The sequence below is a fragment of the Streptomyces sp. NPDC031049 genome (genome assembly GCF_055571015.1).
The window spans coordinates 68984-90791 of record NZ_JBVIGC010000023.1; the positions used below are offsets into that span (position 1 = coordinate 68984).

The window sequence follows — 21808 nt, forward strand, 5'->3', positions numbered from 1 at the left end:
CCATGACCGTCGCCACCCGCCGGGCACTCGTGCGCCAGCTGCTCGCCAAGGCCCCTGACCTGAGCGCCAGGAAGATCGCAGCTCAGGTAGGGGTCAGCAAGGACACCGTGCTGCGGGATCTTGAGGCGATCCGCCACGAGGACGCCGCCGCTGCGCCAGAACCGGCCGCCCCCGCGCCGGAACCGGCCACCGCCGCGCCAGAGGATGACCGCCTGGTCCTCATCCTCGACGAGCCGCTGCGCCAGGCCCTCGCGATCCTGCGCGCCACCCGCGCCAAGCCCGACACGCCTGGCGAGAACGCCGCCGCGGCCCGGGGCGCCATCCGCGTCATGGCCGACACCGTCCTCGAAGCCCAGCGACACCAGGAAGGCCCCACGCCGTGAACTACCGCCCGTCCCCTGACGTCGCTGCCGGGGAGCGGCAGGACGGGGCGCAGCCGTGACCGCGCCGCTCCAGATACGGCCCGCTACCTTCCCGCCGGCCGGGTTCAGCACGGCACCCCCGGTGCGCGCGTGGGCGGCCTGGTGCGGGCCGTGCGGACACGGTGGGCACTCGCTGCTCATCGGCCGTTCCGCCCGCCTGGACAGGGCAGGATGGGACGCCTGCATGGCCGCCGCGCACGCCCACGCAGCCCAGCACACGAACGGAGGACGGCTGTGACCCTGGTCCTGGAGTGGCTCCGGCCCTGGCGCTGCCGGGCCTGCGGCGCACGGCACACGGCGGTCTGGCCGGCCTGCGAGTTCACCAACCTGCCCAGGGACCTGCGATGAGCGATGACCTGGTGGCGTTCCTGAGCGCCCGGCTCGACGAGGATGAGCGAATCGCGCGGGCAGCGACACCCGGCCCGTGGGAGTGGAGGCACGAGTACGGCGAGCCATGGCAACCGGTGGCAGATGGCTGGCTCGACTACTCCGGCGAGCACATCACCGCCCCCGGTGACCGGGCCACGCTGTTCGGCCCTGGCATGACGCCGCACACAGATGCGGTCCACATCGCCCGCCACGATCCGGCGCGGGTGCTGCGCGAGATCGACGCCAAGCGGGAGCTGCTCGCCAAGTACGCCGAGGCCGCGCCCAACGACGTCGACGAGATGGAGTACGCGAATGGGTACGCCAACGCGCTCGGGGAAGCTGTGCGCCTGCTCGCGCTGCCCTACGCGGACCACCCGGACTACCGCGAGGTGTGGCGGCCGTGACCGATGACGATCTGGTACGCCTGTACCGCGACGACGACCACACCCGGATCCGGATCGTCGGAGGCCCCTGCGACGGCCGCACTCTGACCTGGTCCACGAGCGAGCCGCCGCCGATGATCCGGCTCCCTGTCGAGCCAGGCCCCGCGGACGCTGTTCTCGGAGTCGCGCTCACCATCGCCGAATACGACCAGGCCCTTGACGCGCTCGGCTGCCCGCAGCGCGACGACGACGGCACCCTCGTCTACACGTACAGAGGCATGGAGGAGCGGCCGTGAGCGGCCCGGGCACCGACGTCGCCGACTGGCGCACCCGCACGGTGCGCCAGTGCGCCGACCTGTGCGACACCTGCATCTACCGGCCCGGCAACCTGGCGCACCTGGAACCCGGCCGCGTCCAGGAGATGACCCGCGCCGCCATCGCCGCTGAAGGGCACGTCGTCTGCCACGCCACCATCGGGACGCCAGCGCCCGCCATCTGCGCCGGGTTCGCCCGCCACCCCGTCGGCGCCGTCCGCTCGCTGGCGCTACGCCTCGTACAGGCCGGCGCGGCGACCCTGGACCTCATCACACCGCCGTCCAAGGGCGGGGTGATGCCGTGAGCGCCCCTGACGACCCCCGCTTCGAGTGGGTGCAGACCTTCGAGGTCTCCGGCCGCACCGAGTGGATCCGGGGCGCCTGCAACCATCTGGAGCCCGAGGAAGTGCGCAGCGTCGTCGACGGCGAGCTGCTCGCCTACCTGTGCACCGACTGTGACACCCAACTACCCGCCAACCAGAAGGGAACCCCGTCGTGAGCGAGCGTGTGACCGTCCGTGTGCTGCTGCTGTTCGGCGACCAGGCCGAGATCGTCGCCGACGTCCCGCCGGAGGAGCGCGCCGAACCCGAGCGCTACCCGGCCGCGGACATCGCCGCGGCGGTCGGCGTGCCGGTGAGTGACCTGCCCGGCCGGCGGCTCACCGCGGTGGTCGGTCCGGGGGACCGGCTGTCGGCCTGGCAGCTGGCCTGATCGTCAACGGCCCTGATTCCTCCCGGAGTCGGGGCCTCTTTCTTCCCCAGAAGTGTTGCAAAGCGATGCACGAACGTCCATAATGGAGACAGAAGGGATGAGGGGCCGCAAACCCCCAGACCTTCACCAACCACCACAACTCCAGATAGGACGGACATCATGTCTGACGAGTTCGAGCGGGAGACTCAGAACCTGGGCAACGCGCTTCTCGCGGTCTACGAGACGATCACCCTGGTCTGCGGAGTCCTCCCCATCCCGATCACCCTCCCCGACTTCGAGGAGGAGATCCTTCGCGGCACGGACATGATCGAGGGAGTCACTCGGATCATCGACCTCATCGAGGACGAACCGCTCGGTGAAGACCTCCAGGCAGCCATCTGGGGAGGCTGCCTCCACTGGCTCTCCGCAGCCCACCTCTACGGCAGGTGGATGGAGCACCGCGAGCGCCTCGTGAGTCTGGAGGTCCGGATCAACCTCGTGACCGCCGCCGACGCGCTCCACCTCGCGGCCCACGAGCTGACCGACCCCCAGGAGTGACCACAAGGGCCCCCGGCAGCCAGCCGGGGGCCCTCCCGCGAGACCGGGAAGACCGGCAGAGGCCGGGCCGAAGCCCACGGCACCCGAAGGCGCCGCCGCAAAACCCCTGCCGGTCACCAACCATCCACGAAGGGACGGACACCCCCATGGTAGACACCCCCCGAGGCGAGACGTACGAAGAGATCGCCACCCGCCACGGCCGCGCCTACGACACGGTCCGCAACCACTGGGCACGCCACCCGCAGTGGCCGAAGCCGATCGGCAAGCGCGGCAAGCAGCTCCTCTTCGACTCGGCCGCCGTCGACCAGGCCGTCAGCGAGCGCATCGAGCGCCCCGTGCCCCAGCTGGAGCCCACCCGCCTGTACACGACGAAGGAGATCGAAGCACTGACCGGCATCACGGCCGCCACCATCCGCGCAGAACGCTCGAAGGGGCGCTGGCCCGCCCCGGACGACACCGAGGGTCGCGCGCACCGCTGGAAGGGCTCCACCGTCACGAGGGCGCTCAAGGGGCGTCGCACGTACAGGCGGGACGCGGACCCCTTCTCCCGGGTTGGAGAGTGAACGTTTTCAGTGAACAAGTGTGAACCCAATTAGTTCCGCGATTAGTGAACCACTAATTTTGCGGACTGGGTCACGTATCAACACCCGGGGCGCTAACCTCGTGTCAGACGCGTAATGCATTAAGTAGTGCATTGCGCGGGGTCGGTGTCGGTCCAGTTCCCCGACGGCCGGCCCATCTGGAAGGTGAAAAGCAGGTGGGGGCTTCTGCCCGGTAAGCGTCAGCCCCCAACTACTTGGAAGGTTGCTACAGGCCGTGCATGAGCCAGTCCCATACGTCATCGGCGATGGCCGCTACCATCAGGCCCGTGACGTACACGGCGACACGCTTTGCACGGCCGTAGCTCTTGCTGCCGCGCATACGTGAAGCCCGTGCCCTGACTCGCTTGGCACGCTCCTTCCACCACGCCGCGAAGTCGCGCCGTGTTCCACGCATTTCGTACTTCCCTCATCCCTCGAGCCCGTCCCGACCCCCGAGCGGGGGTCGACGTGAGCCTGGGCTCGGCTCAACAGCTCACGGGACAAGGGAAGTCCGATCAGCGTCTCTTGAGATCTAAGCGGACGGATCGGCCGCGTGTGGTCGGTTTGCCGAAAATCCTCGCGGCCAAGAGGCGCTCAACTTCTCAGGTGCGCCCCGCGCGTACCCTGTGAGCCGGGACGGAGCACCAGCCGGCCGTACACCGACAGGTCCCCGGAGGCCCGCGCGAACGTCGTGCTCCCGGCCGGGGTCGAACCCCGGGCCTCCGCCAGACCCTCCTATGTCACATCCCCACCTGCCTGGAGATGACTGCGCTCGCCACGTCCACGAACACGTTCCGGGCGACATCGCCCGCCGAACTCGCAAGCTCCCGCAGCCGGGAGCGCCGCTCGGGATCGGGCTCGTCATCGGCAGCGGCATTCAGGCGCTGGACCAGCTGGTCGACGAACTGCTCAGGAGTCGGCCACTGGCCCACTAGCCGACGGGCCTCCCCGGAAACCTTGCGGACGTACCAGCCGCCCGGCTCGCCGTGCGTCATCTGGAGGTCGATCAGGCCATCGCTCTGGAGAGCCACAGCCGCTCTGCCGACGTCGGTCACGTCAATGCCGGAGACCTCGGCAATGTCGCTCAGCTCAGGGAGCGAAGTCCCGTACGAGTCGTCCAGGTGCTTCACGATGGCTTCGAGTACCGGCAGGTCGCGTCCTGCCCAAGTGTTCTCCATGCCGGGCAAGGTACGCCCAAGCCCGGCACCTCAGCGCCGCGCCGACAGCTGACGTACGTCACAAACCCGTCACGCCCCCTGCACGCGGGCTCCGCGCGGCGCCACAATGCGCACACGCCAGCGCAGGGGGAAGCATGCAGCAGCCCAGCTACAGCGACGTCCAGAAGGCCGTCAGAGTCGAGAAGTTCCGCATCTGGTTCGCCTGGGTCACCGGCGGCATCATCATGTTCATCGTCGCCGCCACCACCCGGAACGTCGCCGTCGTCAGCGTCATCACCCAGGCCCTGTTCCTCATCGGCGGCATCGCCTTCTCCGTCACCGCGGTACGCATGACCAGCGCCCTCAACCGCAAGGCGGAGGCCGCCCGCCGTGAGGTCCTCGGAGACCTGTAGGCCAGCCCACCGCCAGCACCAGGAGAACGGAACCCATGGCCGTCTACATCACCGCCCGAGGCGACCGGCACCACGCCGCACCCGACTGCGGGCAGATCACCGGGCCGCAGAACACGGCACGCACGATGGGCTGGACCGTGCACCCCGTCGAAGAGGTCAGCCTCTCCGAAGCCCAGCAGCGCGGCAAGGACAAGCCGTGCCCCGCCTGCGGACCCGCCGGCACCTGACCGCGCCTGGGCACACTGGGAGGCGTGAGCACCACACGCACCGGCCGTGACGGCCGCCCCCTCGTCACCACCACCCAGGCCGCCTACTCCCTCGGCATGACGCCCGCACAGTTCCGCTCCTGGGCACGCCGCCGGCACATCACCCCCGCCGGCTCCACGCCCAACCCGCACCGCGGCCAGGCCCTCGCCCTGTGGGACCTCGCCGACATCACCGACGCCCTCCAGCAGCAAGCCGCATGACCCCCGCCTGTCAAGAGCCCTGACCTGCGACTACTTGACAGGAGATCACCGCGCACTCATTCTGTGAGACGGTGGCAGCGCTGTCGGGGTAGGTCTCAACGCCCCACAGCCACCCGCACAGCATCCCCGGGCCCGGCCTCAACAGCCGGGCCCCACCGCATTCACGGGGGGGGCGTCAGCATGAACACCCTGGCCGCCTTCGACCCCCGCGCCTCCCTCGCCGAACTGCACAGGCTCAGACTCCAAGCCCGCGTGTTCGCAGAGGAGACCCACTGCTGGATCTGCCAGCGCTGGGCAGACCCCGCCCTGGACAACACCCCCCACCCCTGGTCCCGGACCGTGGACCACGACCAACCCCTCTGGCACGGCGGAAACCCTCACGACCGCAGCAACGCCCACCTCGCCCACCGCACCTGCCGGGACACCCGGCACGCCCGACTCCGGGCAACCGGGTAGCCCCCCCCACCCCAGGCAGCCCCCACCCCACGCCCTGCCCACCCCTGCATGCCCAGTGCATAGCAGTGCATAGTGGATCACCCCTGCATAGACCCACTGCATAGCCATGCAACGCATACTCATGCATCACTATGCAGTCGACTCGACCGATCACCGCGAGAAGACGGCGAAACGGACATAACGGGGTGTCGATGCCCAGGGGGAGGGGGGCACCACCCCCGCGAGAACGCCGGCACCCCCGACGACCCCGCTCCGCTGCCCAGGGAGATCCAGTACGGGTCTGGAGCCTCGCTAATCCGCACGAACTCGGTTCGACCGTTTTTTCTCGCCCAAGATCACTGCATACTCATGCACTGCATATCCATGCATCGCTATTCACTGCGAACCGAGTTGGGGCCTCCTAACGACCTCCGGAGCGAGGGCGGTGATCATGCGTCCGCCGTCGATCTGCCCTGGCTGCCGACTGCCCGTCCGAGGCCAGTGCCCGCGCTGTGGCTCCGGTGATCGGCGCCGGGTCGTAGCGGGCCCGCGGGCCCGGCAGGGGTACACCCGGCGGGAGCGGCTCCGCCGCGCGGACGCGGTCCGGGCTCATGTCGAGCAGCACGGGTGGGTGTGCCCCGGGTGGCAGCGCGACCCGCACCCGGCGGAGAACCTGACCGCGGACCACGTCGTCGCGGTCGGCGCGGGCGGCCGTGAGGACGGGGAATTGCGGGTGCTGTGCCGGTCATGCAACAGCTCTCGCGGCGCGTCGATGGCGGACACCCGGGCGCCGGGCCTGTCGGTGGTGCTGGTGGCCGGTCCGCCGTGCGCCGGCAAGAACCGGTACATCAGCGAGCACGCCGATCCCGACGACCTGATCCTGGACCTGGACGCCCTGTCGGAGGCCATGAGCCTGGCGGGGACGTACGAGTTCATCCCCTCGCACCTGCCGATCGTCACGGAGGCCCGGGACGCCGCCCTGGAGCGGCTGCTGCTCGGCGGGCACCAGGTGCGCCGCTGCTGGGTTATCTCCACCGCTCCGGAGCGGAAGCGGCGGGCGTACTACCGGGAGCGGTACGGGGCCCGGTCGGTGGTCCTGTGGTGGCCGGAAGAGACGTGCCTGCTGCGGGCGATGAAGGAACGGCCGCCGCAGTGGCAGGAGTACGTACGCCGCTGGTTCGACCGGTACGAGCCGGACCCGGCCGACGAGGTACTGCGCAGCTGGCGGGCGGGAGGTGGTCCTGTTGGCGGGGAGGGGACCAGCCCGGAAGGACCCGGAGAAACGGCAGCGCCGTAACACGGCGAAGGACCTGGCGGTCGTCTCCGAGACCACCACAGGGGTCCCGGAGCCGCCGGCCCCGCCCACGGGCCTGCTGAAGGTGACGCGGGACCGGTGGGCAGACTACTGGGCTTCTCCGGTGTCGAAGCTGGCCGACCCGGTGTCGGATCTGACCGCGCTGGAGCGGCTGTTCCGGCTGTACGACGACCTCGAGCGCAGCAACCGCACGGTGCGGGAGCAGGGGCACATGGTGCGGGGCTCGAAGGGCCAGATGGTGCTGCACCCGCTGCTGAGGCACACGCAGGTCACGCAGGCGGAGATCAGGCAGCTGGAGGACCGGTTCGGGCTGTCGCCGCGGGCCCGGCTCTCCCTGAACGTCACGCTCGGTGAAGCCGCGAAGTCGCTCGCCGACCTCAACTCCGAGTTCATGGCGGGGGGCGAGGACGATGACGACCCCCGCTTCGACGTCATCGCAGGTCAGGACGTCATCGATGGCGAGACCGCTTAGCGCGCCCCGTTCGCTGGGCTGGCCGACGCACGGGCCGATCGTCTGCCGGTGGATCGAGAAGCACTGCGTGTACGGGGAGGGCGACTACTTCGGGCAACCCGTACGGCTGCTCCGCTTCCAGCGGCAGTTCCTGTACTGGCTGTACGAGTACAACCCGGCCACGGGCGAGCGCCGGTTCCGTGAGGCGATGCTCGAAGTCCCCAAGGGCAACGGCAAGACCCCGCTGTCCGCGTGGGTGATGCTCTTCGAGCTGCTGGGGCCGCCGCTGTTCGGGCCGAAGGGCTCGCCGGTCATCCCGGTCGGCGCCGCCTCGTTCGAGCAGGCCGACCTGCTGTTCGGCGACATGAAGAACTGCTGCACCGAGTCGCCGACCCTGCGGCACCACGTCGACGTGTTCGACACCGAGATCCTGGTGCGGAACGGGCCGGGCCGGGCCTACCGGATCGCGGCGGCAGCCGGCACGAACGACGGGCCCCGCCCGAGCATGTTCGCCGCGGACGAGATCCACGAGTGGGTCGGCGGCAAGGAGCGCGTGCACCTGGTCATCGCGAACGGCCTGGTCAAGCGCGCCAACAGCCTCGTGCTGAACACGACGACGCCGGGCGCGGACCTGGACAGCCTCGCCGGGCGGAAGCACCTGTACGGCTACCGCGTCAACACCGGGGACGTCGACGACCCGCGGTTCCTGTTCGTGCACTACGGCATCCAGGACGGCCAGTACGACCTTCAGGACGAGGAACAGCTGCGCGCCGCGGTGCTGGCCGCGAACCCGGCCGCCGGCGCCTTCGTGCGGGTCGACGACACCGTGGCCCGCTACTACCAGGTCCCGGAGTTCGAGTTCCGGCGGTACAACCTCGGGCAGTGGACCCGCGCGGACGAGTCGTGGCTGCCGCCGGGCGCCTGGGAGGCCTGTGCCGGGCCTGTGGACCTGGACACGGACGCGCCGGCCTACGCCGCGGTCGACATGGCTTACAAGCACGACTCGGTGGCCGTGGTCGTCGCGCAGCTCGGAGACGACGGCAAGGTCCGCGTGCAGGCGAAGGTGTGGACGCCGAAGAAGGGCGTATCCACGATCGACGTGGCCGCTGTCGAGAACCACCTGCGGCAGCAGCACCGGAAGCTGAACCTGGTCACGATCGCCTACGACCCGGCGTACTTCCAGCGGTCGGCAGAGGTCCTCCTCGACGAGGGCCTGCCGATGGCGGAGATGCCGCAGTCCGCCGGGCACATGGTGCCGGCCTGCCAGGACACCTACCGGGCCATCACCGACGGCACTCTCGTGCACGGCGACGATCCCGTGCTCACCGATCACGTCCTGGCCGCCGCGACCCGCGAGACCGACCGCGGCTGGCGGCTGTCCAAGGGCAAGTCCAAGCGCCACATCGACGCCTGCATCGCCATGGTCATGGCCGTCTTCCTCGCGCTGCCGCGCATCGAGCCGGAGGAGGTCGAACCGTGGGTCGCCTACGCCTGAACCGCCGGCCGCGACCGAAGCGCCGTCGTCCCAGGCTCAGCCGTCTCGCCCGCAGCCGCATCGGCACATGGACCGGCGGCGGCCTCATCACCGCCGGCACCGGCCTCGGCTGGGGCCTGCCCGTCGCCCTGGTCGTCGCCGGCGTGCTGCTGGCCGCCTACTGCCTGCTGGTCGCCGACATCGCCGGCCCCGCCGGCCCTGGCACGGATGACGGGAGGTCCGGCACGTGGTGAGCCTGTGGCGGGCGGCCCGCCGATCCATCACGACGATCGACGACTACGTGCAGGCCGTCCAGTACGCGGGCAACACGTACACGTACCCGCAGCTCGGCATCCAGCAGACGATGCCCGGCCAGGCGCGGGAGAAGGCGCCGGCCGACTTCACCGGCTACGCCGTCCAGGCTGCCACCAACGGCGTCCTGTTCGCCTGCCTCGCGGTCCGCCAGGACGTGTTCAGCGCGGCCCGGTTCCAGTGGCAGCGCCTCAACAACGGCCGCCCGAGCGAGATGTTCGGCAACACCGACCTGCGGCCCCTGGAAGAGCCGTGGGTGGGCGGCACCACGCAGGACCTGCTCGTGCGGATGATCCAGGACGCCGACCTGGTGGGCAACAGCTACTGGACGGGCATCGACGGCGACCTGGTGCGGCTCCGCCCGGACTGGGTGGACATCGTTCTGGAGCCGCGCAGGGTCCGCGGGGGAGTCCTCGGCTGGCGGAAGCTGGGCTACCTGTACACCGAGCCCGGCAGCGACCCGGTACCGCTGCTGCCCGACGAGGTGTGCCACTTCGCGCCGCGCGCTGACCCGCTCGCCACGTTCCGCGGCATGTCGTGGATGACCCCGCTGGTCCGCGACATCCGCAACGACAACCTGATGTCGGCGCACAAGGAAGCCCACTTCGAGAACCGGGCCACCCCGAACGTCATCGTCGCCTTCGACCGCGAGATCAAGCCCGACGCGCTCGCGAAGTTCCAGGCCCGCATGGACTCGGAGCACAAGGGCCCCCGCAACGCCGGCAAGACGATGTACGTCGGCGGTGGCGCGGACGTCACCGTCGTCGGCTCCAACCTGCAAGAGCTGGACTTCGCGCGGGTGCAGGGCGCGGGGGAGACCCGCATCGCCGCGGCGGCCGGTGTGCCGCCGGTCATCGTGGGCCTGTCCGAGGGCCTCGCAGCGGCGACGTACTCGAACTACTCGCAGGCGCGGCGCCGCTTCGCTGACGGAACGATTCACCCCCTGTGGCAGAACGCGGCCGGGTCGCTCGCCCGCCTGGTGCGTTCCCAGTCCACGTCCGGCGCGGTGCGGCTCTGGTACGACGCCCGCGACGTGCCCTTCCTGCGGGAGGACCGCAAGGACGCCGCCGAGATCGCGTTCCGGCAGGCGCAGACGATCCGGACCCTCGTGGACGCCGGATTCACCCCCGAGTCCGTGCAGAAGGCCGTCGACGCCGAGGACTGGTCGCTCCTCAGCCACACCGGCCTCTTCAGCGTCCAGCTTCAGCCGCCCGGCACGAAGGCCGCCCCCGCCCTCCCCGCCCCCGACGCGAGCAGCGATCAGGAGTAGTGATGTCCGCTGTCACCATGCAGGCCGCGCCGCGCGAAGGGCTGCTGCGCACCGCCCCCTTCACCTTTCTGCGCGCCGACGGCGACGCGGACGGTGAGGGAGACGGCCGCACCCTGGAGGGCTACGGCGCCGTCTTCGACACCCCCACCGAGATCGACTCCTGGGAAGGCACCTTCAGCGAGAAGATCCGCAAGGGCGCCTTTCGGAAGACGATCCGCGAGAACACCCCAGTCCTCCAGTTCGACCACGGCCGGCACCCGCTCATCGGGTCCATCCCCATCGGGGCGATCGAGCAGCTGGCTGAGGACGACCAGGGCCTGTTCGTCCGGGCGCGGCTGTCCGACAACTGGCTGATCGAGCCGGTCCGGCAGGCCATCGCCGAGCGGTCCATCACGGGCATGTCGTTCCGGTTCACCGTCATCCGTGACGAGTGGCGGGACAGGGACGGCAAGCTCGTCAAGCCCGACGAGCTGGGTCACCTGCTGTGGGACCCGGGCGACCGCGGCCCGTTGGAGCGGACCCTGATCGAGGTCCGCATGCCGGAACTCGGGCCGGTCGTGTTCCCTGCCTACCCGCAGACCACGGTCGACGTCCGGAGCCGCGAGCAGGTCGAAGACCTCCTTCAGGACAGTGAGCTGTGCCGCGAGGTACGGCGCAGCCTCGCCCTGGGGGCCCCGCCGCCGGCGGAGCTGGAGGACCCCGAGCTGCGCCGCGCGCTCGCCATGAGCCTGTTCTGGGACGCTGCCCCGGCCCCCGCCGGCCCGCGTAGCCGCGCGGTCACGCTGGAACGGCTCCTGGAGGGCGGAGCCACCGCAGCGGACATCGACCGCCTCATCGCGGCCATCCGCGACCGAGCCACGGACACGCCGCCCGGCGACGGGCACCTGTCCACCCGCACTGCAACACCTGGCGCGCCGGCCACCGAGAGCCACCCGCCGACCGTTCCCGACGCGCCGCTCGACTCAGAGCACCCGTCACCGTCTGCGCGCACCACTCGCCTGAAGGACCAGATCCGAGAGATCGCCGGCCTGATGGACGAGAAGCTCGCGCGCATCACCGTCAAGGACGACTGATGGAGCTGAGCCACTCTCAGGCGGTCATCCGCCTGAAGGACATCAAGGAAGAGCTGGAGCGGCTCGGGGACAAGCCCGAGCTGACCGCCGAGGACGAGCAGGCCTTCGACGAGCTGACCCGCGAGTTCGCCGAGGTCGACAACCACCGTCGCCAGCTGGAGCGCAAGGCCGCCCTGGAGCGGGTCCGTAGCGCGACCAAGTCCACCGAGCGCGGCCCGGCCGCGACGAAGGTGGAGGGCGGCACCCCGGTCAACGCCCGCGACTCCTACGACCTGGACCCGATCCTCCACCCGGACTCCGTGGAGGACGCCCGGTTCCGCAACCCGTGGGACCTCAGCGAGGTGCGCACGTTCGGCCGGTCCAAGGAGGACATCGGTACCGAGCTGCGGGCCCGCGCCCTGTCCGCGATCGAGAAGATGCGGGGCTGCAACGACCGCATCCGCTCCACCGCGACGGACATCCTCGAGCGGTGGGACGACGAGGACGGCACCATCGCCCGTATGTGCCTGGCGACGTCCTCGCCGGAGTACCTGCGCGCCTGGTCGAAGATGGCCCGCGGCCACGGCCACCTGATCACCCCGGATGAGCAGCGGGCCCTGGAGCGGGCCATGTCGCTCACCGACACCCAGGGCGGCTACCTGGTGCCGTTCCAGCTGGACCCGACGATCATCCTCACGAGCGACGGGTCCAAGAGCGACATCCGCATGGCCGCCCGGAAGGTCGTCGCCACCGGCGACGTCTGGAACGGCGTGTCCGCGGGCGCCGTGTCGTGGCGCTGGTCGGCTGAGGGCTCGGAGGCCGGGGACAACTCCCCGGCGTTCGACCAGCCCACCGTGCCGGTCCACAAGGCTGACGGGTTCGTTCCGATCAGCATCGAGGCGCTTATGGACGAGGCCAACGTGACCACCGAGGTCGGCAGGCTCCTGGCGGAGGGCAAGGACATCCTGGAGGCGGAGGCCTTCGCCACCGGCACGGGCTCCGGCCAGCCCACCGGCCTAGTCACTGCCCTGGCCGGCACCCCGTCGGAGATCTCCCCGGTCACGCCGGAGACGTTCGCGTCGGCGGACATCTACGGCATGGAGGAGTCCCTTCCGGCCCGCTACCGGCGCAACGCGTCCTGGGTGGCGAACAAGCGGATCTACAACCTGGTACGTCAGTTCGACACGCAGGGCGGCGCGGACCTGTGGGAGCGGATCGGCAACGGGCAGCCCAACGAGCTGCTCGGCTACCCGGCGCTGGAGTCCGAGGACATGGACGCCACCTGGGACACGGCGGTCACCGCGGACAACTACGTCCTGGTGTTCGGTGACCTGTCCAACTACGTCATCGCCGACCGGATCGGCATGACCGTCGAGTTCATCCCGCACCTGGTCGGCTCCAACCGGCGTCCGACCGGGCAGCGCGGTTGGTACGCGTACTACCGCGTCGGCGCCGACTCGGTGAACGACGCCGGTATGCGCCTGCTCAACCTGGCCACCAGCGTCTGATCCGACGACCCCTAGCGAGGCCCGGACACGCGCTGTCCGGGCCTCGCGCTCCAGAAAGGAGAAGCGCTGTGGTCAAGCGCTGCAAGGCGTCGTTCGCGGCGTCGGTGCGCGGTGTGCCGCGCGTGATGAAGTCGGGGGCGCTCGTACGGGACGACGACCCCATCCTGAAGGGCCGCGAGCACCTCTTCGAGGACGTGGAGACGGCGGTGCGGGACGTGCCGGTGGAGGACGCCTCCGCGGCGCCCGGGCGCCGCCGCTCGCTGACCCGGGCCGCGGTCAAGCGGACCCCGGCCAAGGCCAAGCCCGCGAAGAAGGCCACGCCGAAGGCGGAGCCCAAGCAGCAGGCCAAGCAGGAGCAGGAGACCGAGCAGGCCGCCCCGCAGGACGCGGACGGCAAGCAGGAGGGGACCGCGTCATGAGGCACAGCCTGTACAACGTGGCCCTGGCCAGGCCGACGATCGCCCCGGCCGCCGCGCGTACCGCGTCCGTGACCGGGACGGCCGTGGACAGGATGACCGACGAGGGCGGGTTCCGGTCGGCGCTGGTCGTCGTCAACGTCGGCACCGTCACCGACGGCACCCACACCGTCGTCGTGGAGGACTCCCCTGACGGCTCCACCTGGTCGCCGGTCGCCGACGAGTTCCTCCAAGGCGCCGAACCGGCGATCACGTCGGCCAACGACGAGCGCGTCCACGAGATCGGCTACGTCGGGCACCAGCGGTACCTGCGGGCGGTCGTCAACGTCACCGGCGCCCCGGTCACGGGCGGCCTGTACGACGCGGTGATCCTGCTGGGCTGGCCGCGGCGTATGCCGCCGGCGCGGGCCTGACGGACAAGGGGTTGAGCCGTGATCGACCTCGGTGACGCGGTCCGCCTCACCGCCACCTGCACAGACCCGGGCGGCAGCCCGGTGAACGCCGACTCGGTCACGCTCACCATCACCCTGCCCGACGGCACCACCACCAGCCCCGCGGTCACCAACCCGCCCGCGGCCACCGGGAAGTACAGCGCCGACTACATCCCCGAGCAGCCCGGCCGGCACATCGTGCACTGGCAGTTCACCGGCCCGGCATCGGCCTACGCCGACGTCCTCGATGTCCGGCCGGCCGACCCTGGGTTCCTGTTCTCCCTCGCGGACGCCAGGCGGCACCTGAACCAGCCCGCCGACAGCACGGGCGACGACGAGGAGATCCGCGACTGGTCTGCGGCGACCACGATGATCGTGGAGCACTTCGTCGGCCCGGTCGCCCGCCGCACCGTGACCGAGCGGCACAGCTTCGGCGTGGCCGCGACGCGGGTGCTGCGGCACGTGCCGGCGCTCGCCATCACCTCCGCAGCCCCGGTCCTCGACTCCGGGACCGCGTACGACCCGGCCGACCTCGACCTGGACGGCGACACCGGCATCGTGCAACGGCGGGACGGCGGCCTGCTGTCCGGGCCGCTCCGCTTCACCTACACCGTCGGCCGTGAACAGGTCCGGCCGAACATCGCCGCCGCCGGGCGGATCATCCTTCAGCACCTGTGGCGCACGCAGCGTGGCAGCGCCCGCGGCCCGGTCATCGCCGGAGGCGACGACTACGCCGTCACCGAGCCCATCGCCGGCATCGGCTACGCCATCCCCAACCGGGCGCTGGAACTGCTCGAACCCGACCGACTTCCCCCCGGAGTGGCGTAGATGAACGACGTCGACGTGCCTGAGCTGATCGACGCCCTTGTGGCCCGGTTCTCCACCGAGGAAGGCCTGAGCGGTGCTGGCGTCACCGACGGGCCCGAACTGACCGGCAGCGACCGGGACGACTGGGTGCTGGTCGGCTTCGATGGCGACCAGGGCGGCGAGTTCCAGGCCGCGACCACCGAAGAGGACTGGGCCGGACTGGGGTCGTCCCGCGAGGCGACCTCCCGCATCACCGTGACGCTGCTCGCCCGTCGCGGCGACGGCAAGGTCAAGGCCGCCCGCGACCGCGTGTACGCGATGAAGAAGGTCATCGTCGGCGTGCTCCGAGCCGACCCGAGCGTGGGCCTGCCCGGTGCCCAGTGCGCCATCGGCGCCACCGCGCTCTACCAGCCCCAGACCGACGCCGGCTGTCAGGCGCGGCTGGTCCTCACCCTCGCCTGCCGGACCATCTGAAGGGACTCCCATGGCCGCCCTCACGACCCACGTGGTTCCCCTGACGGGGCTGCGCTTCGACGACAAGCTCGTCGCCGCCGCATCGGGCGGTGACGACTGTGCCACCGGGCCCGGCGTGCTGCTCGTGGTGCAGAACACCGACGCGTCCAGCAAGGACGTCACGCTGGCCACTCCGGAAGTCATCGACGGGGACCTGCCCGTCGGTGACCGCACGGTCACCGTGGCCGCGACGACCGGCCTCACGACGATCCCCGTCACCGACCGCTACCGGGACCCCGCCACGGGACGCGCCTCCATCACCTACCCCGGCGGCGTCACCGGCGTGAACGTCTGCGTCGTGAGGACGGCCACGGCATGAGCGACTACGTGAGCATGCGCCACCCGAACCTGCCCGAGGACCAGACCATCACGGTCGCCGCGAGCGCGGTCCCGCACCACCGCGCCGCCGGGTGGGTGCCCGTCGACAGCCCCCAGCCCGAGCCCGGCCCGGGCCCTGAGCAGGAGCCCGCCCCCGAGGCGGAGCCCGCCCCCGAACCCCCCGCACCGCAGCCCGCCCGCAAGCGCCGGCGCACCACCGAAGGAGAGTGACCCATGCCCGCGACTCCGATCGCGTCGGCTGTCCGGTACTACCGGCGCGGCCTGACCAAGGTCAGCTGGGTGCCGACGATCGCGAACAAGCAGTCCCCGACCCGCGCCGAACTGGACGCGGGCACCGAGCTGTCCGTCGAGGTCGGCGCCGTCGAGGGCTGGATGATCCAGTCCGGTGTCGTCGAGACACCGACCCTCGGCTCCCGCTTCGACGCGAAGATCGACGGCCCGATCTCGGCTGACGACAGCGCGCTCACCCTGTACGCGTCGAAGACCGGCACCGACGTGCGTGACCTGCTCCAGCGCGGCTCCGACGGCTACATCGTGTGGATGGACGAGGGCGACACCCCCGGCCGCACCATGGACGTGTTCCCCGTCCGTGTCCTGGCTCAGGGCAAGCAGCGGAACCTCGAGGACGCCGCGCAGGTCCAGGTCCAGTTCGCGGTCACGTCCGAACCCTCCGAGAACGTCGTCATCCCGGCCTGAGCCATGGCGCAGCGGGACTTCTGGATCACGAACACGTCCCAGCTGTCCGAGCTGCAACGCAAGCTGACGCAGGCCGGGCGCGGCGACCTGCGGAACAGCCTCAACCGGCGCATCCGGCACGCGGCGACCCCCGTGCACCGCGACCTTCAGAGCGCGGCACGCAACCTGCGGATCTGGGGGCCGGGCAGCCGCAGCGGCCGGAACCGGCCCCGCATCCGGTACGGGCCGCCGCTGCGCGCCACGATCGCCGCGTCCATCCGGCTGTCCGTCACCACCGGCGGCGGCACGAAGATCTGGGCAGACAAGTCCAGGCTGCCGCCGGGCTGGCAGACCATGCCGAAGAACACCAACGAGGGCCACTGGCGACACCCCACCTTCGGCAACAAGAGCCGCGGCGGCTGGGTGGACCAGTACGCCACGCCCAACTGGTGGTGGGACACCATCCGGCCCCGCATGCCCCGCCTCAACGCCGAAGTCGCCCGCGTCATGGACGACGTCCGGCGCCGCCTTTCCGGGTGAAAGAGAGACCCCGCACGTGATCATCATCTACCGGCCGGAGAACGGCGAACAGCAGCGCTGGGACCTGGCCGACGTCAAGGCCACCTTCGCTGAGGCCCGCGCCGCGGAGAAGGCCGGCGGCTTCAAGTGGGTGCAGCTCCAGCAGGAACTGGCTGAGGGCAACATCGACGCCCTCCAGGCCGCCCTGTGGGTGCTGCGCAAACGCCTCGAGCCCACCCTCACCTTCGCCGACCTCAACGACCTGCCGGTCGACGCGATCGATGTGGAGTTCGCCCCGGCGGAGAAGGCGCTCATGCGGGCGCAGCTGGAGGGCGACCCGACCATGTCCGAAGAGGCCCGGCAGATGGCCCTGGAGATGCTCGGCGTCGACGACGCTCCCGAGCCGGCGGACGACGCCGCAGCTGAGGCCGCGGACCCAAAAGACACGGAGTAGTCCCGGGAGGTCTGGAAGACCTCCAGGCCCGCTACTGCGGCCTTTTCACCTACCACCTCGGGATCCGCCCCTGGGAGTGGGACCTGCTGACCGTTGACCAGGCCGTGGACCTGGTCCAGTTCATCGAGCAGCTGGAGAAGAACAGCTGACGCGCTGAGGGGAGGTTCCCCTTGGCCGACAGCCGGCTCGTCTTCACCCTCGTCGGCAGAGACCGCCTCTCCCACGTCTTCCGGCAGGCCGGTGTCTCCGCCGGGCGGCTGCGGAAGGACCTCACGCTCCTTGGCGCGGCCGGCGCCGTCCCGGTCGGCGCCGCCGCCGTCACCTCCACCCTGGCGCTCGCCGGGGCCTTGGGGACCGCCGTCGGAGCCGTCGGCGCGTTCGGTGCCGCGCTCGGCCCGCAGGTCTCCAAGGTGGCGGAGGCCTCCAAGGCGCACACGAAGTACCGGCAGGCCGTCAAGGAGTCGGGCGCCACCTCCAAGGAGGCCGCCACTGCGCAGCTGGCCTACCAGCGGTCCCTGGACGGGATGCCCCCGGCGACCCGGGAAGCCACCGTCGCCTTCCTCGGGCTGAAGGACGCCTACAAGGAGTGGTCCGACGGCCTGGCCGGCGACACCATGCCGGCGGTCACGAAGTCGTTCGCGGTCTTCGGGGCGCTGCTGCCGAAGCTGTCCCCGATGGTGCGGGTCACCGGCCAGGAGCTGGACCGGCTGATGACCATCGTCGGCGGGGCCGTGTCCGGCGGGGCCATGGACCGGATGATGACGCAGTGGACGGAGTTCACGCAGAGCGTGCTGCGGGGCGCCGTCAACGGCGTCGTCCACCTCGGGCGGGAGTTGCAGGACTTCGACCCCAACGCCGGCGGGCTGGGTGAGTTCCTGGCATTCGGCCGCGAGCACGGCCCGCTGGTCGTCGACACGCTGAAGAGCATCGCGCAGGCCGCGGGCAACGTCCTCACCGCGGGCAGCGAAGTCGGCGTCGTGGCGCTAACCATCGCGAACGCCTTCGCGAAGATGGTCAACGCACTCCCTCCCGGGTTCATCGCGGCTGTGCTCCAGCTGTATGCCGCGTACCGGCTGCTGTCGACCGTCGCTGCCGGCGTCGCCGCCCTCGCCGTGGTCTCCCGCACCTTCGGCCGGACCCTGCTCGGCATGTCGATCGCGGCCAGTGGCGCGACCGGCACACTGGCCGCCCTGCGGGCCGCGTTCATGTCCCTCAACACCGCGGCCCGGATCTCGGTCGTCATCGCCGCTGTCGCGGCGCTCGCCGTCGGCTTCAGCAAGCTGACCTCGATCGGCCGCGACGCCCCGCCGAACGTGGACCGGCTGACCACCGCCCTCGGGAAGCTGGGCAGCGCCGGCAAGGTGACCGGCGAACTGGCGAAAGCTTTCGGCAGAGACCTCGAGGACCTCCACGAGAAGGTGGCGGCTCTGACCGACCCGTCCACCGCCGAGGACATCCAGCAGTGGATCGTGACCCTGGGAGGCCTCGGAGACTGGGACTCCACCCCGGTCAAGCAGGCCAGGGAGCAAATCGACTCCATCGACAAGGCGCTCGCCAACCTGGTCAAGAACGGGCGGGCCGACCTCGCCGCGGCGGCACTGAAACGGCTCACGGCGGAGTACGGCAAGGGCGGCCGGGACACCAAGGCCTTCACCAAGGAACTCGGCGACTACCAGTCCGCGCTGGAGGACGCCAAGTTCGAAGCCGAACTCGTGGCGCAGAGCATGGGCCTGTTCGGGCAGCAGGCGCAGGAGACCTCCCGCAAGCTCGCCGAGCAGAAGGCCAGCGCCGACGGACTGAGGCAGGCCATCCAGGCCCTCAACGACGTGCAGCGCGCAGGCCTCGGCGGGATGATCGCGTTCGAGGCGAGCATCGACGCCGCCGCGAAGGCCGCGAAGGAGAACGCCGGCGCACTCCGCATGGTCGGCGGCGAGCTGGACCTCAACAGCCCGAAGGCGCAGGCCGCGGCGACCGCCCTTCAGGACCTGGCGACGAAGACCGACGAAGCCGCCGGCTCGGCGCGGGAGTCCGGCCGGTCCTGGTCGTACGTCAACGGCATCTACGAGCGGGGCCGCCAGAAACTGATCGAGAACGCCGTGCAGATGGGCCTCACACGGGCCGAGGCGGAGAAGCTGGCCAGCCAGATCCTGAAGACGCCGGACAAGACGGCGATGCTGAAGGCGGACATCACCGACTGGAAGACGAAGATCTCCGAGGCCGAGAAGCAGCTGAAGACCGCCAAGGGCGACAAGAAGGCCAAGCTCACCGCCGACATCCTCGACTGGAAGGTCAAGGTCGCGGAGGCCGAACGGCAGCTGAAGACCGCCAAGGGTGACAAGAAGGCCAAGCTCACCGCGGACATCGCGGTGTGGCGGGCGAAGGTCGCACAGGCCGAACACCAGCTGAAGACCGCCAAGGGCGAGAAGCAGGCCAAGCTCCGCGCGGACATCAGCAACTGGCGTAGCAACATCGCTTCGGCCCAGCAGCAGATCAACTCCCTGCCGGCCAGCAAGACGACGACCCTGCGCCTGCGCACCATCAAAGAGATCATCACGCACTCGAAGACCTACCGCAGCGTGCACGACATCGTCGGTGCGACAGGCGGCTACTACACGGGCAAGGGCTTCCGCACGCACTACTCCACCGGTGGCCCGGTCGTGGGCCCGGGCACCGGCACCTCCGACGACGTGCCGTGGCCGTGGCTGTCCAACGGGGAGTTCGTCATCCGCGCGGCGGCCGTCAGGAAGTACGGCCAGGCCCTCTTCCATGAGCTGAACTCCATGCGGGCACCCAAGATGATCACCGCGAAGAAGACCACCGCTGCCGCCGCGACCGCGGCAGGGGCGGCGACCGGGCTGCCCGATGACGGCGGCGGGCAGTTCACCGGGAACCTCTACCTCGACTCCGGGGAGTTCCTCGGGGCGGTGCGTGGCGTCGTGCGGCCAATGATCCGGGACGCGCAGGACGAGGCCGCCTACCGACAGAAAGTCGGGCGCCGCTGATGGGTATCTCCTACTCCGGGTCCGGCGCGCTGAGTTCCGGCGCCGACAGCGCGTCCCCCACCTACCCGGCGACGCCGGCAGCAGATCAGCTGCTGGTGCTGCACGTCGTCTCCGGGCACCCGGACGACCCGGTGCCGTCCACGCCGTCGGGGTGGACGCGTGCAGCGACGCGTTCCGGCGGAGGCGGCACCTTCGGGCCGGGCACGGGGCCGCGCCGCATGACCTGGTTCGTGCGGGTCGCCGCCGGCGGGGACGCCGCGCCCACTGTGACGATCCCCTCGGGCGCCTCGGGCTCTGTGATCGTGGCCCGCGTCCACGTCCTCGCTCGCAGCGTCGGCACGGGCTGGCTGTGGTCGGCGGCCGTCGGCGAGGACACCAGCAGCGGCACCGGGTTCTCTGCCAGCAGCAGCGATCCTGTGACGTTCCGGCCTGGCGACTTCGTCATTCTCGGGTACGGCACCAACAACGGGTCGGCGACGTCCAGTGGCGAGAACGTCACCGCGGCCGGTGTCACGTTCGGGCCCGTGACCGCGCGCACCGACAACTCCGCCGTCACCGGCAACGGCGCGCACCTGGTGGCGTCGACGTGCAGCGTGACCGCGGGCGCCAGCAGCACGGCCCCGACCGTCACCGCGACGCTGTCCGCCGCCGCGACCGGCGTCGGCGGGGTGCTGCGGCTGCGGGAGGACGTCCCGAAGGGCGTCCTCTCCGTCACCGAGCAGTCCGTGTTCCCCCCAAGGAACTTGATCACGGTCACGGAGATGCTCGCCGGGGACGTCGTCTCCGCCACCCTGTACCGCACCGTCGGCGCCGACCAGGTGGAGCTGCGCGGCTCCTCCGGCATCGACGTCACCGGGCAGGACGCGCTGATCCGCGTGGACGGGGAGCAGCCGTTCGGGGTGCCCGTCACCTACACCGCCCGCTTGATCGACAGCCTCGGTGACGAGTCCCTGATCACGTCCGAGCCGGTCACCTCCGTCGTCGACAGCGACGTCATCTCCGACGCCGTCCGCGGTGTCGGAGCGCCGGTGACCCTCCAGGCCTACCCCGAGAAGCAGCGCAACCGCGACGCATCGGTGTTCAACGTCGGTGGGCGCATGGTCGTCGTCTCCCGCCGCCGGTCGAAGGAGACCGGGCAGCTGGCGCTGCGCACCCTCACCGAAGAGGCCGCGGACGCCCTCAACGCGGTCCTGGACGACGCCACCGAGGGCATCGTCCTCATCCGCCGGGCCACCGCGACGCCGCGCCTGGACGGCCACTACGCAGTCCCCGCCGACGTCGAATCGCCGCGCTGGTTCGACGCCATCGAGTTCTGGTCCCTGGACGTCGTGAAGGTGGAGGCCTGGCCGGACGTACTGGAGGCCGCGGGTTTCACGCTGGAGGACCTGGCCGACAACTTCTCCACCCTCCAGGACCTCGCGGACTTCTTCACGCCCGGCACCCTGCTGGACATCGCGATCTACGACTTCGGCGGCTGACGT

General features: G+C 70.6%; 31 protein-coding genes. 30 read left to right on the plus strand and 1 reads right to left on the minus strand.

What is annotated here, in order from left to right; all coding sequences use genetic code 11:
- The first annotated feature begins 2 nt into the window (after positions 1-2).
- From ACZ45Q_RS30370 to ACZ45Q_RS30405, 8 genes are all read left to right on the plus strand, one after another.
- Entirely contained in the window at positions 3-383 is a 381-nt protein-coding gene (locus ACZ45Q_RS30370) for an HTH domain-containing protein (protein ID WP_468267195.1), read from the plus strand.
- A 383-nt stretch (positions 384-766) separates the two neighbouring features.
- A complete protein-coding gene (locus ACZ45Q_RS30375) occupies positions 767-1195 on the plus strand; it encodes a DUF6221 family protein (protein WP_468267197.1) in 429 nt (142 codons plus the stop codon).
- Positions 1192-1470 (plus strand): hypothetical protein, encoded by a 279-nt coding sequence (locus ACZ45Q_RS30380; RefSeq protein WP_468267199.1) that lies wholly within the window; start codon positions 1192-1194, stop codon positions 1468-1470. Before ACZ45Q_RS30375 ends, ACZ45Q_RS30380 begins: the two co-directional genes overlap by 4 nt.
- The gene (locus ACZ45Q_RS30385) at positions 1467-1793 is read left to right on the plus strand and encodes a hypothetical protein (RefSeq protein WP_468267201.1); all 327 of its coding nucleotides are present in this window, start codon (positions 1467-1469) and stop codon (positions 1791-1793) included. The genes ACZ45Q_RS30380 and ACZ45Q_RS30385 overlap by 4 nt, the downstream gene beginning before the upstream one ends.
- Positions 1790-1987, plus strand: coding sequence for a hypothetical protein (locus ACZ45Q_RS30390; protein WP_468267203.1), 198 nt, complete (start codon positions 1790-1792; stop codon positions 1985-1987). Before ACZ45Q_RS30385 ends, ACZ45Q_RS30390 begins: the two co-directional genes overlap by 4 nt.
- Positions 1984-2199, plus strand: coding sequence for a hypothetical protein (locus tag ACZ45Q_RS30395; protein ID WP_468267205.1), 216 nt, complete (start codon positions 1984-1986; stop codon positions 2197-2199). The genes ACZ45Q_RS30390 and ACZ45Q_RS30395 overlap by 4 nt, the downstream gene beginning before the upstream one ends.
- A 159-nt stretch (positions 2200-2358) precedes the next feature.
- Positions 2359-2736, plus strand: a complete 378-nt coding sequence (locus tag ACZ45Q_RS30400; protein ID WP_468267206.1) for a hypothetical protein — start codon at positions 2359-2361, stop codon at positions 2734-2736.
- 146 nt (positions 2737-2882) lie between these two features.
- Entirely contained in the window at positions 2883-3299 is a 417-nt protein-coding gene (locus tag ACZ45Q_RS30405) for a helix-turn-helix transcriptional regulator (RefSeq protein ID WP_468267208.1), read from the plus strand.
- Between the two features lie 758 nt (positions 3300-4057).
- On the opposite strand, the gene ACZ45Q_RS30410 is transcribed toward ACZ45Q_RS30405, so the two are convergent.
- On the minus strand, positions 4058-4495 hold the full coding sequence (locus ACZ45Q_RS30410; RefSeq protein ID WP_468267210.1) for a hypothetical protein: 438 nt from the start codon (positions 4493-4495) through the stop codon (positions 4058-4060).
- A 134-nt stretch (positions 4496-4629) separates the two neighbouring features.
- Between ACZ45Q_RS30410 and ACZ45Q_RS30415 the strand changes: the two genes are divergently transcribed.
- The 22 genes from ACZ45Q_RS30415 to ACZ45Q_RS30520 all read left to right on the plus strand — a co-directional run bounded on the left by ACZ45Q_RS30415 (position 4630) and on the right by ACZ45Q_RS30520 (position 21805).
- A complete protein-coding gene (locus ACZ45Q_RS30415) occupies positions 4630-4887 on the plus strand; it encodes a hypothetical protein (protein ID WP_468267212.1) in 258 nt (85 codons plus the stop codon).
- 35 nt (positions 4888-4922) lie between these two features.
- Positions 4923-5114 carry a hypothetical protein gene (locus tag ACZ45Q_RS30420; RefSeq protein WP_468267214.1) on the plus strand — a complete coding sequence of 64 codons (192 nt, stop codon included), beginning with the start codon at positions 4923-4925 and terminating at the stop codon, positions 5112-5114.
- A gap of 24 nt (positions 5115-5138) precedes the next feature.
- Complete coding sequence (locus ACZ45Q_RS30425; protein ID WP_468267216.1) at positions 5139-5354, plus strand: hypothetical protein; 216 nt, start codon at positions 5139-5141, stop codon at positions 5352-5354.
- 180 nt (positions 5355-5534) lie between these two features.
- On the plus strand, positions 5535-5810 hold the full coding sequence (locus ACZ45Q_RS30430) for an HNH endonuclease (protein WP_468267218.1): 276 nt from the start codon (positions 5535-5537) through the stop codon (positions 5808-5810).
- 751 nt (positions 5811-6561) lie between these two features.
- Positions 6562-7086, plus strand: coding sequence for a hypothetical protein (locus tag ACZ45Q_RS30435; protein WP_468267220.1), 525 nt, complete (start codon positions 6562-6564; stop codon positions 7084-7086).
- Positions 7025-7576, plus strand: a complete 552-nt coding sequence (locus tag ACZ45Q_RS30440; RefSeq protein WP_468267222.1) for a phage terminase small subunit — start codon at positions 7025-7027, stop codon at positions 7574-7576. Before ACZ45Q_RS30435 ends, ACZ45Q_RS30440 begins: the two co-directional genes overlap by 62 nt.
- Positions 7560-9050, plus strand: coding sequence for a terminase large subunit domain-containing protein (locus ACZ45Q_RS30445; RefSeq protein ID WP_468267224.1), 1491 nt, complete (start codon positions 7560-7562; stop codon positions 9048-9050). The genes ACZ45Q_RS30440 and ACZ45Q_RS30445 overlap by 17 nt, the downstream gene beginning before the upstream one ends.
- Positions 9032-9283 carry a hypothetical protein gene (locus ACZ45Q_RS30450; protein ID WP_468267226.1) on the plus strand — a complete coding sequence of 84 codons (252 nt, stop codon included), beginning with the start codon at positions 9032-9034 and terminating at the stop codon, positions 9281-9283. The genes ACZ45Q_RS30445 and ACZ45Q_RS30450 overlap by 19 nt, the downstream gene beginning before the upstream one ends.
- Positions 9277-10611: a phage portal protein gene (locus ACZ45Q_RS30455; RefSeq protein WP_468267228.1), complete on the plus strand. Its 1335-nt coding sequence runs from the start codon at positions 9277-9279 to the stop codon at positions 10609-10611. The genes ACZ45Q_RS30450 and ACZ45Q_RS30455 overlap by 7 nt, the downstream gene beginning before the upstream one ends.
- A gap of 2 nt (positions 10612-10613) precedes the next feature.
- Positions 10614-11684, plus strand: a complete 1071-nt coding sequence (locus tag ACZ45Q_RS30460) for an HK97 family phage prohead protease (RefSeq protein WP_468267230.1) — start codon at positions 10614-10616, stop codon at positions 11682-11684.
- Positions 11684-13171, plus strand: coding sequence for a phage major capsid protein (locus tag ACZ45Q_RS30465; RefSeq protein ID WP_468267232.1), 1488 nt, complete (start codon positions 11684-11686; stop codon positions 13169-13171). Before ACZ45Q_RS30460 ends, ACZ45Q_RS30465 begins: the two co-directional genes overlap by 1 nt.
- 68 nt (positions 13172-13239) lie before the next feature.
- Positions 13240-13590: a hypothetical protein gene (locus ACZ45Q_RS30470; RefSeq protein WP_468267234.1), complete on the plus strand. Its 351-nt coding sequence runs from the start codon at positions 13240-13242 to the stop codon at positions 13588-13590.
- Positions 13587-14000, plus strand: a complete 414-nt coding sequence (locus tag ACZ45Q_RS30475) for a hypothetical protein (RefSeq protein WP_468267236.1) — start codon at positions 13587-13589, stop codon at positions 13998-14000. Before ACZ45Q_RS30470 ends, ACZ45Q_RS30475 begins: the two co-directional genes overlap by 4 nt.
- An 18-nt stretch (positions 14001-14018) precedes the next feature.
- Positions 14019-14846 (plus strand): hypothetical protein, encoded by an 828-nt coding sequence (locus tag ACZ45Q_RS30480; RefSeq protein ID WP_468267238.1) that lies wholly within the window; start codon positions 14019-14021, stop codon positions 14844-14846.
- Positions 14847-15299 (plus strand): hypothetical protein, encoded by a 453-nt coding sequence (locus tag ACZ45Q_RS30485; protein ID WP_468267240.1) that lies wholly within the window; start codon positions 14847-14849, stop codon positions 15297-15299.
- A gap of 10 nt (positions 15300-15309) precedes the next feature.
- The gene (locus ACZ45Q_RS30490; RefSeq protein ID WP_468267242.1) at positions 15310-15657 is read left to right on the plus strand and encodes a hypothetical protein; all 348 of its coding nucleotides are present in this window, start codon (positions 15310-15312) and stop codon (positions 15655-15657) included.
- Positions 15654-15887, plus strand: a complete 234-nt coding sequence (locus ACZ45Q_RS30495; protein WP_468267244.1) for a hypothetical protein — start codon at positions 15654-15656, stop codon at positions 15885-15887. The genes ACZ45Q_RS30490 and ACZ45Q_RS30495 overlap by 4 nt, the downstream gene beginning before the upstream one ends.
- A 3-nt stretch (positions 15888-15890) precedes the next feature.
- A complete protein-coding gene (locus ACZ45Q_RS30500; protein WP_468267246.1) occupies positions 15891-16373 on the plus strand; it encodes a phage tail tube protein in 483 nt (160 codons plus the stop codon).
- A gap of 3 nt (positions 16374-16376) precedes the next feature.
- Entirely contained in the window at positions 16377-16892 is a 516-nt protein-coding gene (locus tag ACZ45Q_RS30505) for a hypothetical protein (protein ID WP_468267248.1), read from the plus strand.
- Between the two features lie 16 nt (positions 16893-16908).
- Positions 16909-17325, plus strand: coding sequence for a hypothetical protein (locus ACZ45Q_RS30510; protein WP_468267250.1), 417 nt, complete (start codon positions 16909-16911; stop codon positions 17323-17325).
- A gap of 170 nt (positions 17326-17495) precedes the next feature.
- Positions 17496-20327 carry a hypothetical protein gene (locus ACZ45Q_RS30515; RefSeq protein ID WP_468267251.1) on the plus strand — a complete coding sequence of 944 codons (2832 nt, stop codon included), beginning with the start codon at positions 17496-17498 and terminating at the stop codon, positions 20325-20327.
- On the plus strand, positions 20327-21805 hold the full coding sequence (locus ACZ45Q_RS30520; protein ID WP_468267253.1) for a hypothetical protein: 1479 nt from the start codon (positions 20327-20329) through the stop codon (positions 21803-21805). Before ACZ45Q_RS30515 ends, ACZ45Q_RS30520 begins: the two co-directional genes overlap by 1 nt.
- The last annotated feature ends 3 nt before the right edge of the window (positions 21806-21808 follow it).

Bases quoted from the DNA above. Each gene is read 5' to 3' on its own strand.
- ACZ45Q_RS30370 (WP_468267195.1), top strand. From the start codon at position 3: ATGACCGTCGCCACCCGCCGGGCACTCGTGCGCCAGCTGCTCGCCAAG.
- ACZ45Q_RS30375 (WP_468267197.1), top strand. From the start codon at position 767: ATGAGCGATGACCTGGTGGCGTTCCTGAGCGCCCGGCTCGACGAGGAT.
- ACZ45Q_RS30400 (WP_468267206.1), top strand. From the start codon at position 2,359: ATGTCTGACGAGTTCGAGCGGGAGACTCAGAACCTGGGCAACGCGCTT.
- ACZ45Q_RS30405 (WP_468267208.1), top strand. From the start codon at position 2,883: ATGGTAGACACCCCCCGAGGCGAGACGTACGAAGAGATCGCCACCCGC.
- ACZ45Q_RS30410 (WP_468267210.1), bottom strand. From the start codon at position 4,495: ATGGAGAACACTTGGGCAGGACGCGACCTGCCGGTACTCGAAGCCATC.
- ACZ45Q_RS30415 (WP_468267212.1), top strand. From the start codon at position 4,630: ATGCAGCAGCCCAGCTACAGCGACGTCCAGAAGGCCGTCAGAGTCGAG.
- ACZ45Q_RS30420 (WP_468267214.1), top strand. From the start codon at position 4,923: ATGGCCGTCTACATCACCGCCCGAGGCGACCGGCACCACGCCGCACCC.
- ACZ45Q_RS30430 (WP_468267218.1), top strand. From the start codon at position 5,535: ATGAACACCCTGGCCGCCTTCGACCCCCGCGCCTCCCTCGCCGAACTG.
- ACZ45Q_RS30435 (WP_468267220.1), top strand. From the start codon at position 6,562: ATGGCGGACACCCGGGCGCCGGGCCTGTCGGTGGTGCTGGTGGCCGGT.
- ACZ45Q_RS30445 (WP_468267224.1), top strand. From the start codon at position 7,560: ATGGCGAGACCGCTTAGCGCGCCCCGTTCGCTGGGCTGGCCGACGCAC.
- ACZ45Q_RS30460 (WP_468267230.1), top strand. From the start codon at position 10,614: ATGTCCGCTGTCACCATGCAGGCCGCGCCGCGCGAAGGGCTGCTGCGC.
- ACZ45Q_RS30465 (WP_468267232.1), top strand. From the start codon at position 11,684: ATGGAGCTGAGCCACTCTCAGGCGGTCATCCGCCTGAAGGACATCAAG.
- ACZ45Q_RS30475 (WP_468267236.1), top strand. From the start codon at position 13,587: ATGAGGCACAGCCTGTACAACGTGGCCCTGGCCAGGCCGACGATCGCC.
- ACZ45Q_RS30485 (WP_468267240.1), top strand. From the start codon at position 14,847: ATGAACGACGTCGACGTGCCTGAGCTGATCGACGCCCTTGTGGCCCGG.
- ACZ45Q_RS30490 (WP_468267242.1), top strand. From the start codon at position 15,310: ATGGCCGCCCTCACGACCCACGTGGTTCCCCTGACGGGGCTGCGCTTC.
- ACZ45Q_RS30495 (WP_468267244.1), top strand. From the start codon at position 15,654: ATGAGCGACTACGTGAGCATGCGCCACCCGAACCTGCCCGAGGACCAG.
- ACZ45Q_RS30500 (WP_468267246.1), top strand. From the start codon at position 15,891: ATGCCCGCGACTCCGATCGCGTCGGCTGTCCGGTACTACCGGCGCGGC.
- ACZ45Q_RS30505 (WP_468267248.1), top strand. From the start codon at position 16,377: ATGGCGCAGCGGGACTTCTGGATCACGAACACGTCCCAGCTGTCCGAG.
- ACZ45Q_RS30520 (WP_468267253.1), top strand. From the start codon at position 20,327: ATGGGTATCTCCTACTCCGGGTCCGGCGCGCTGAGTTCCGGCGCCGAC.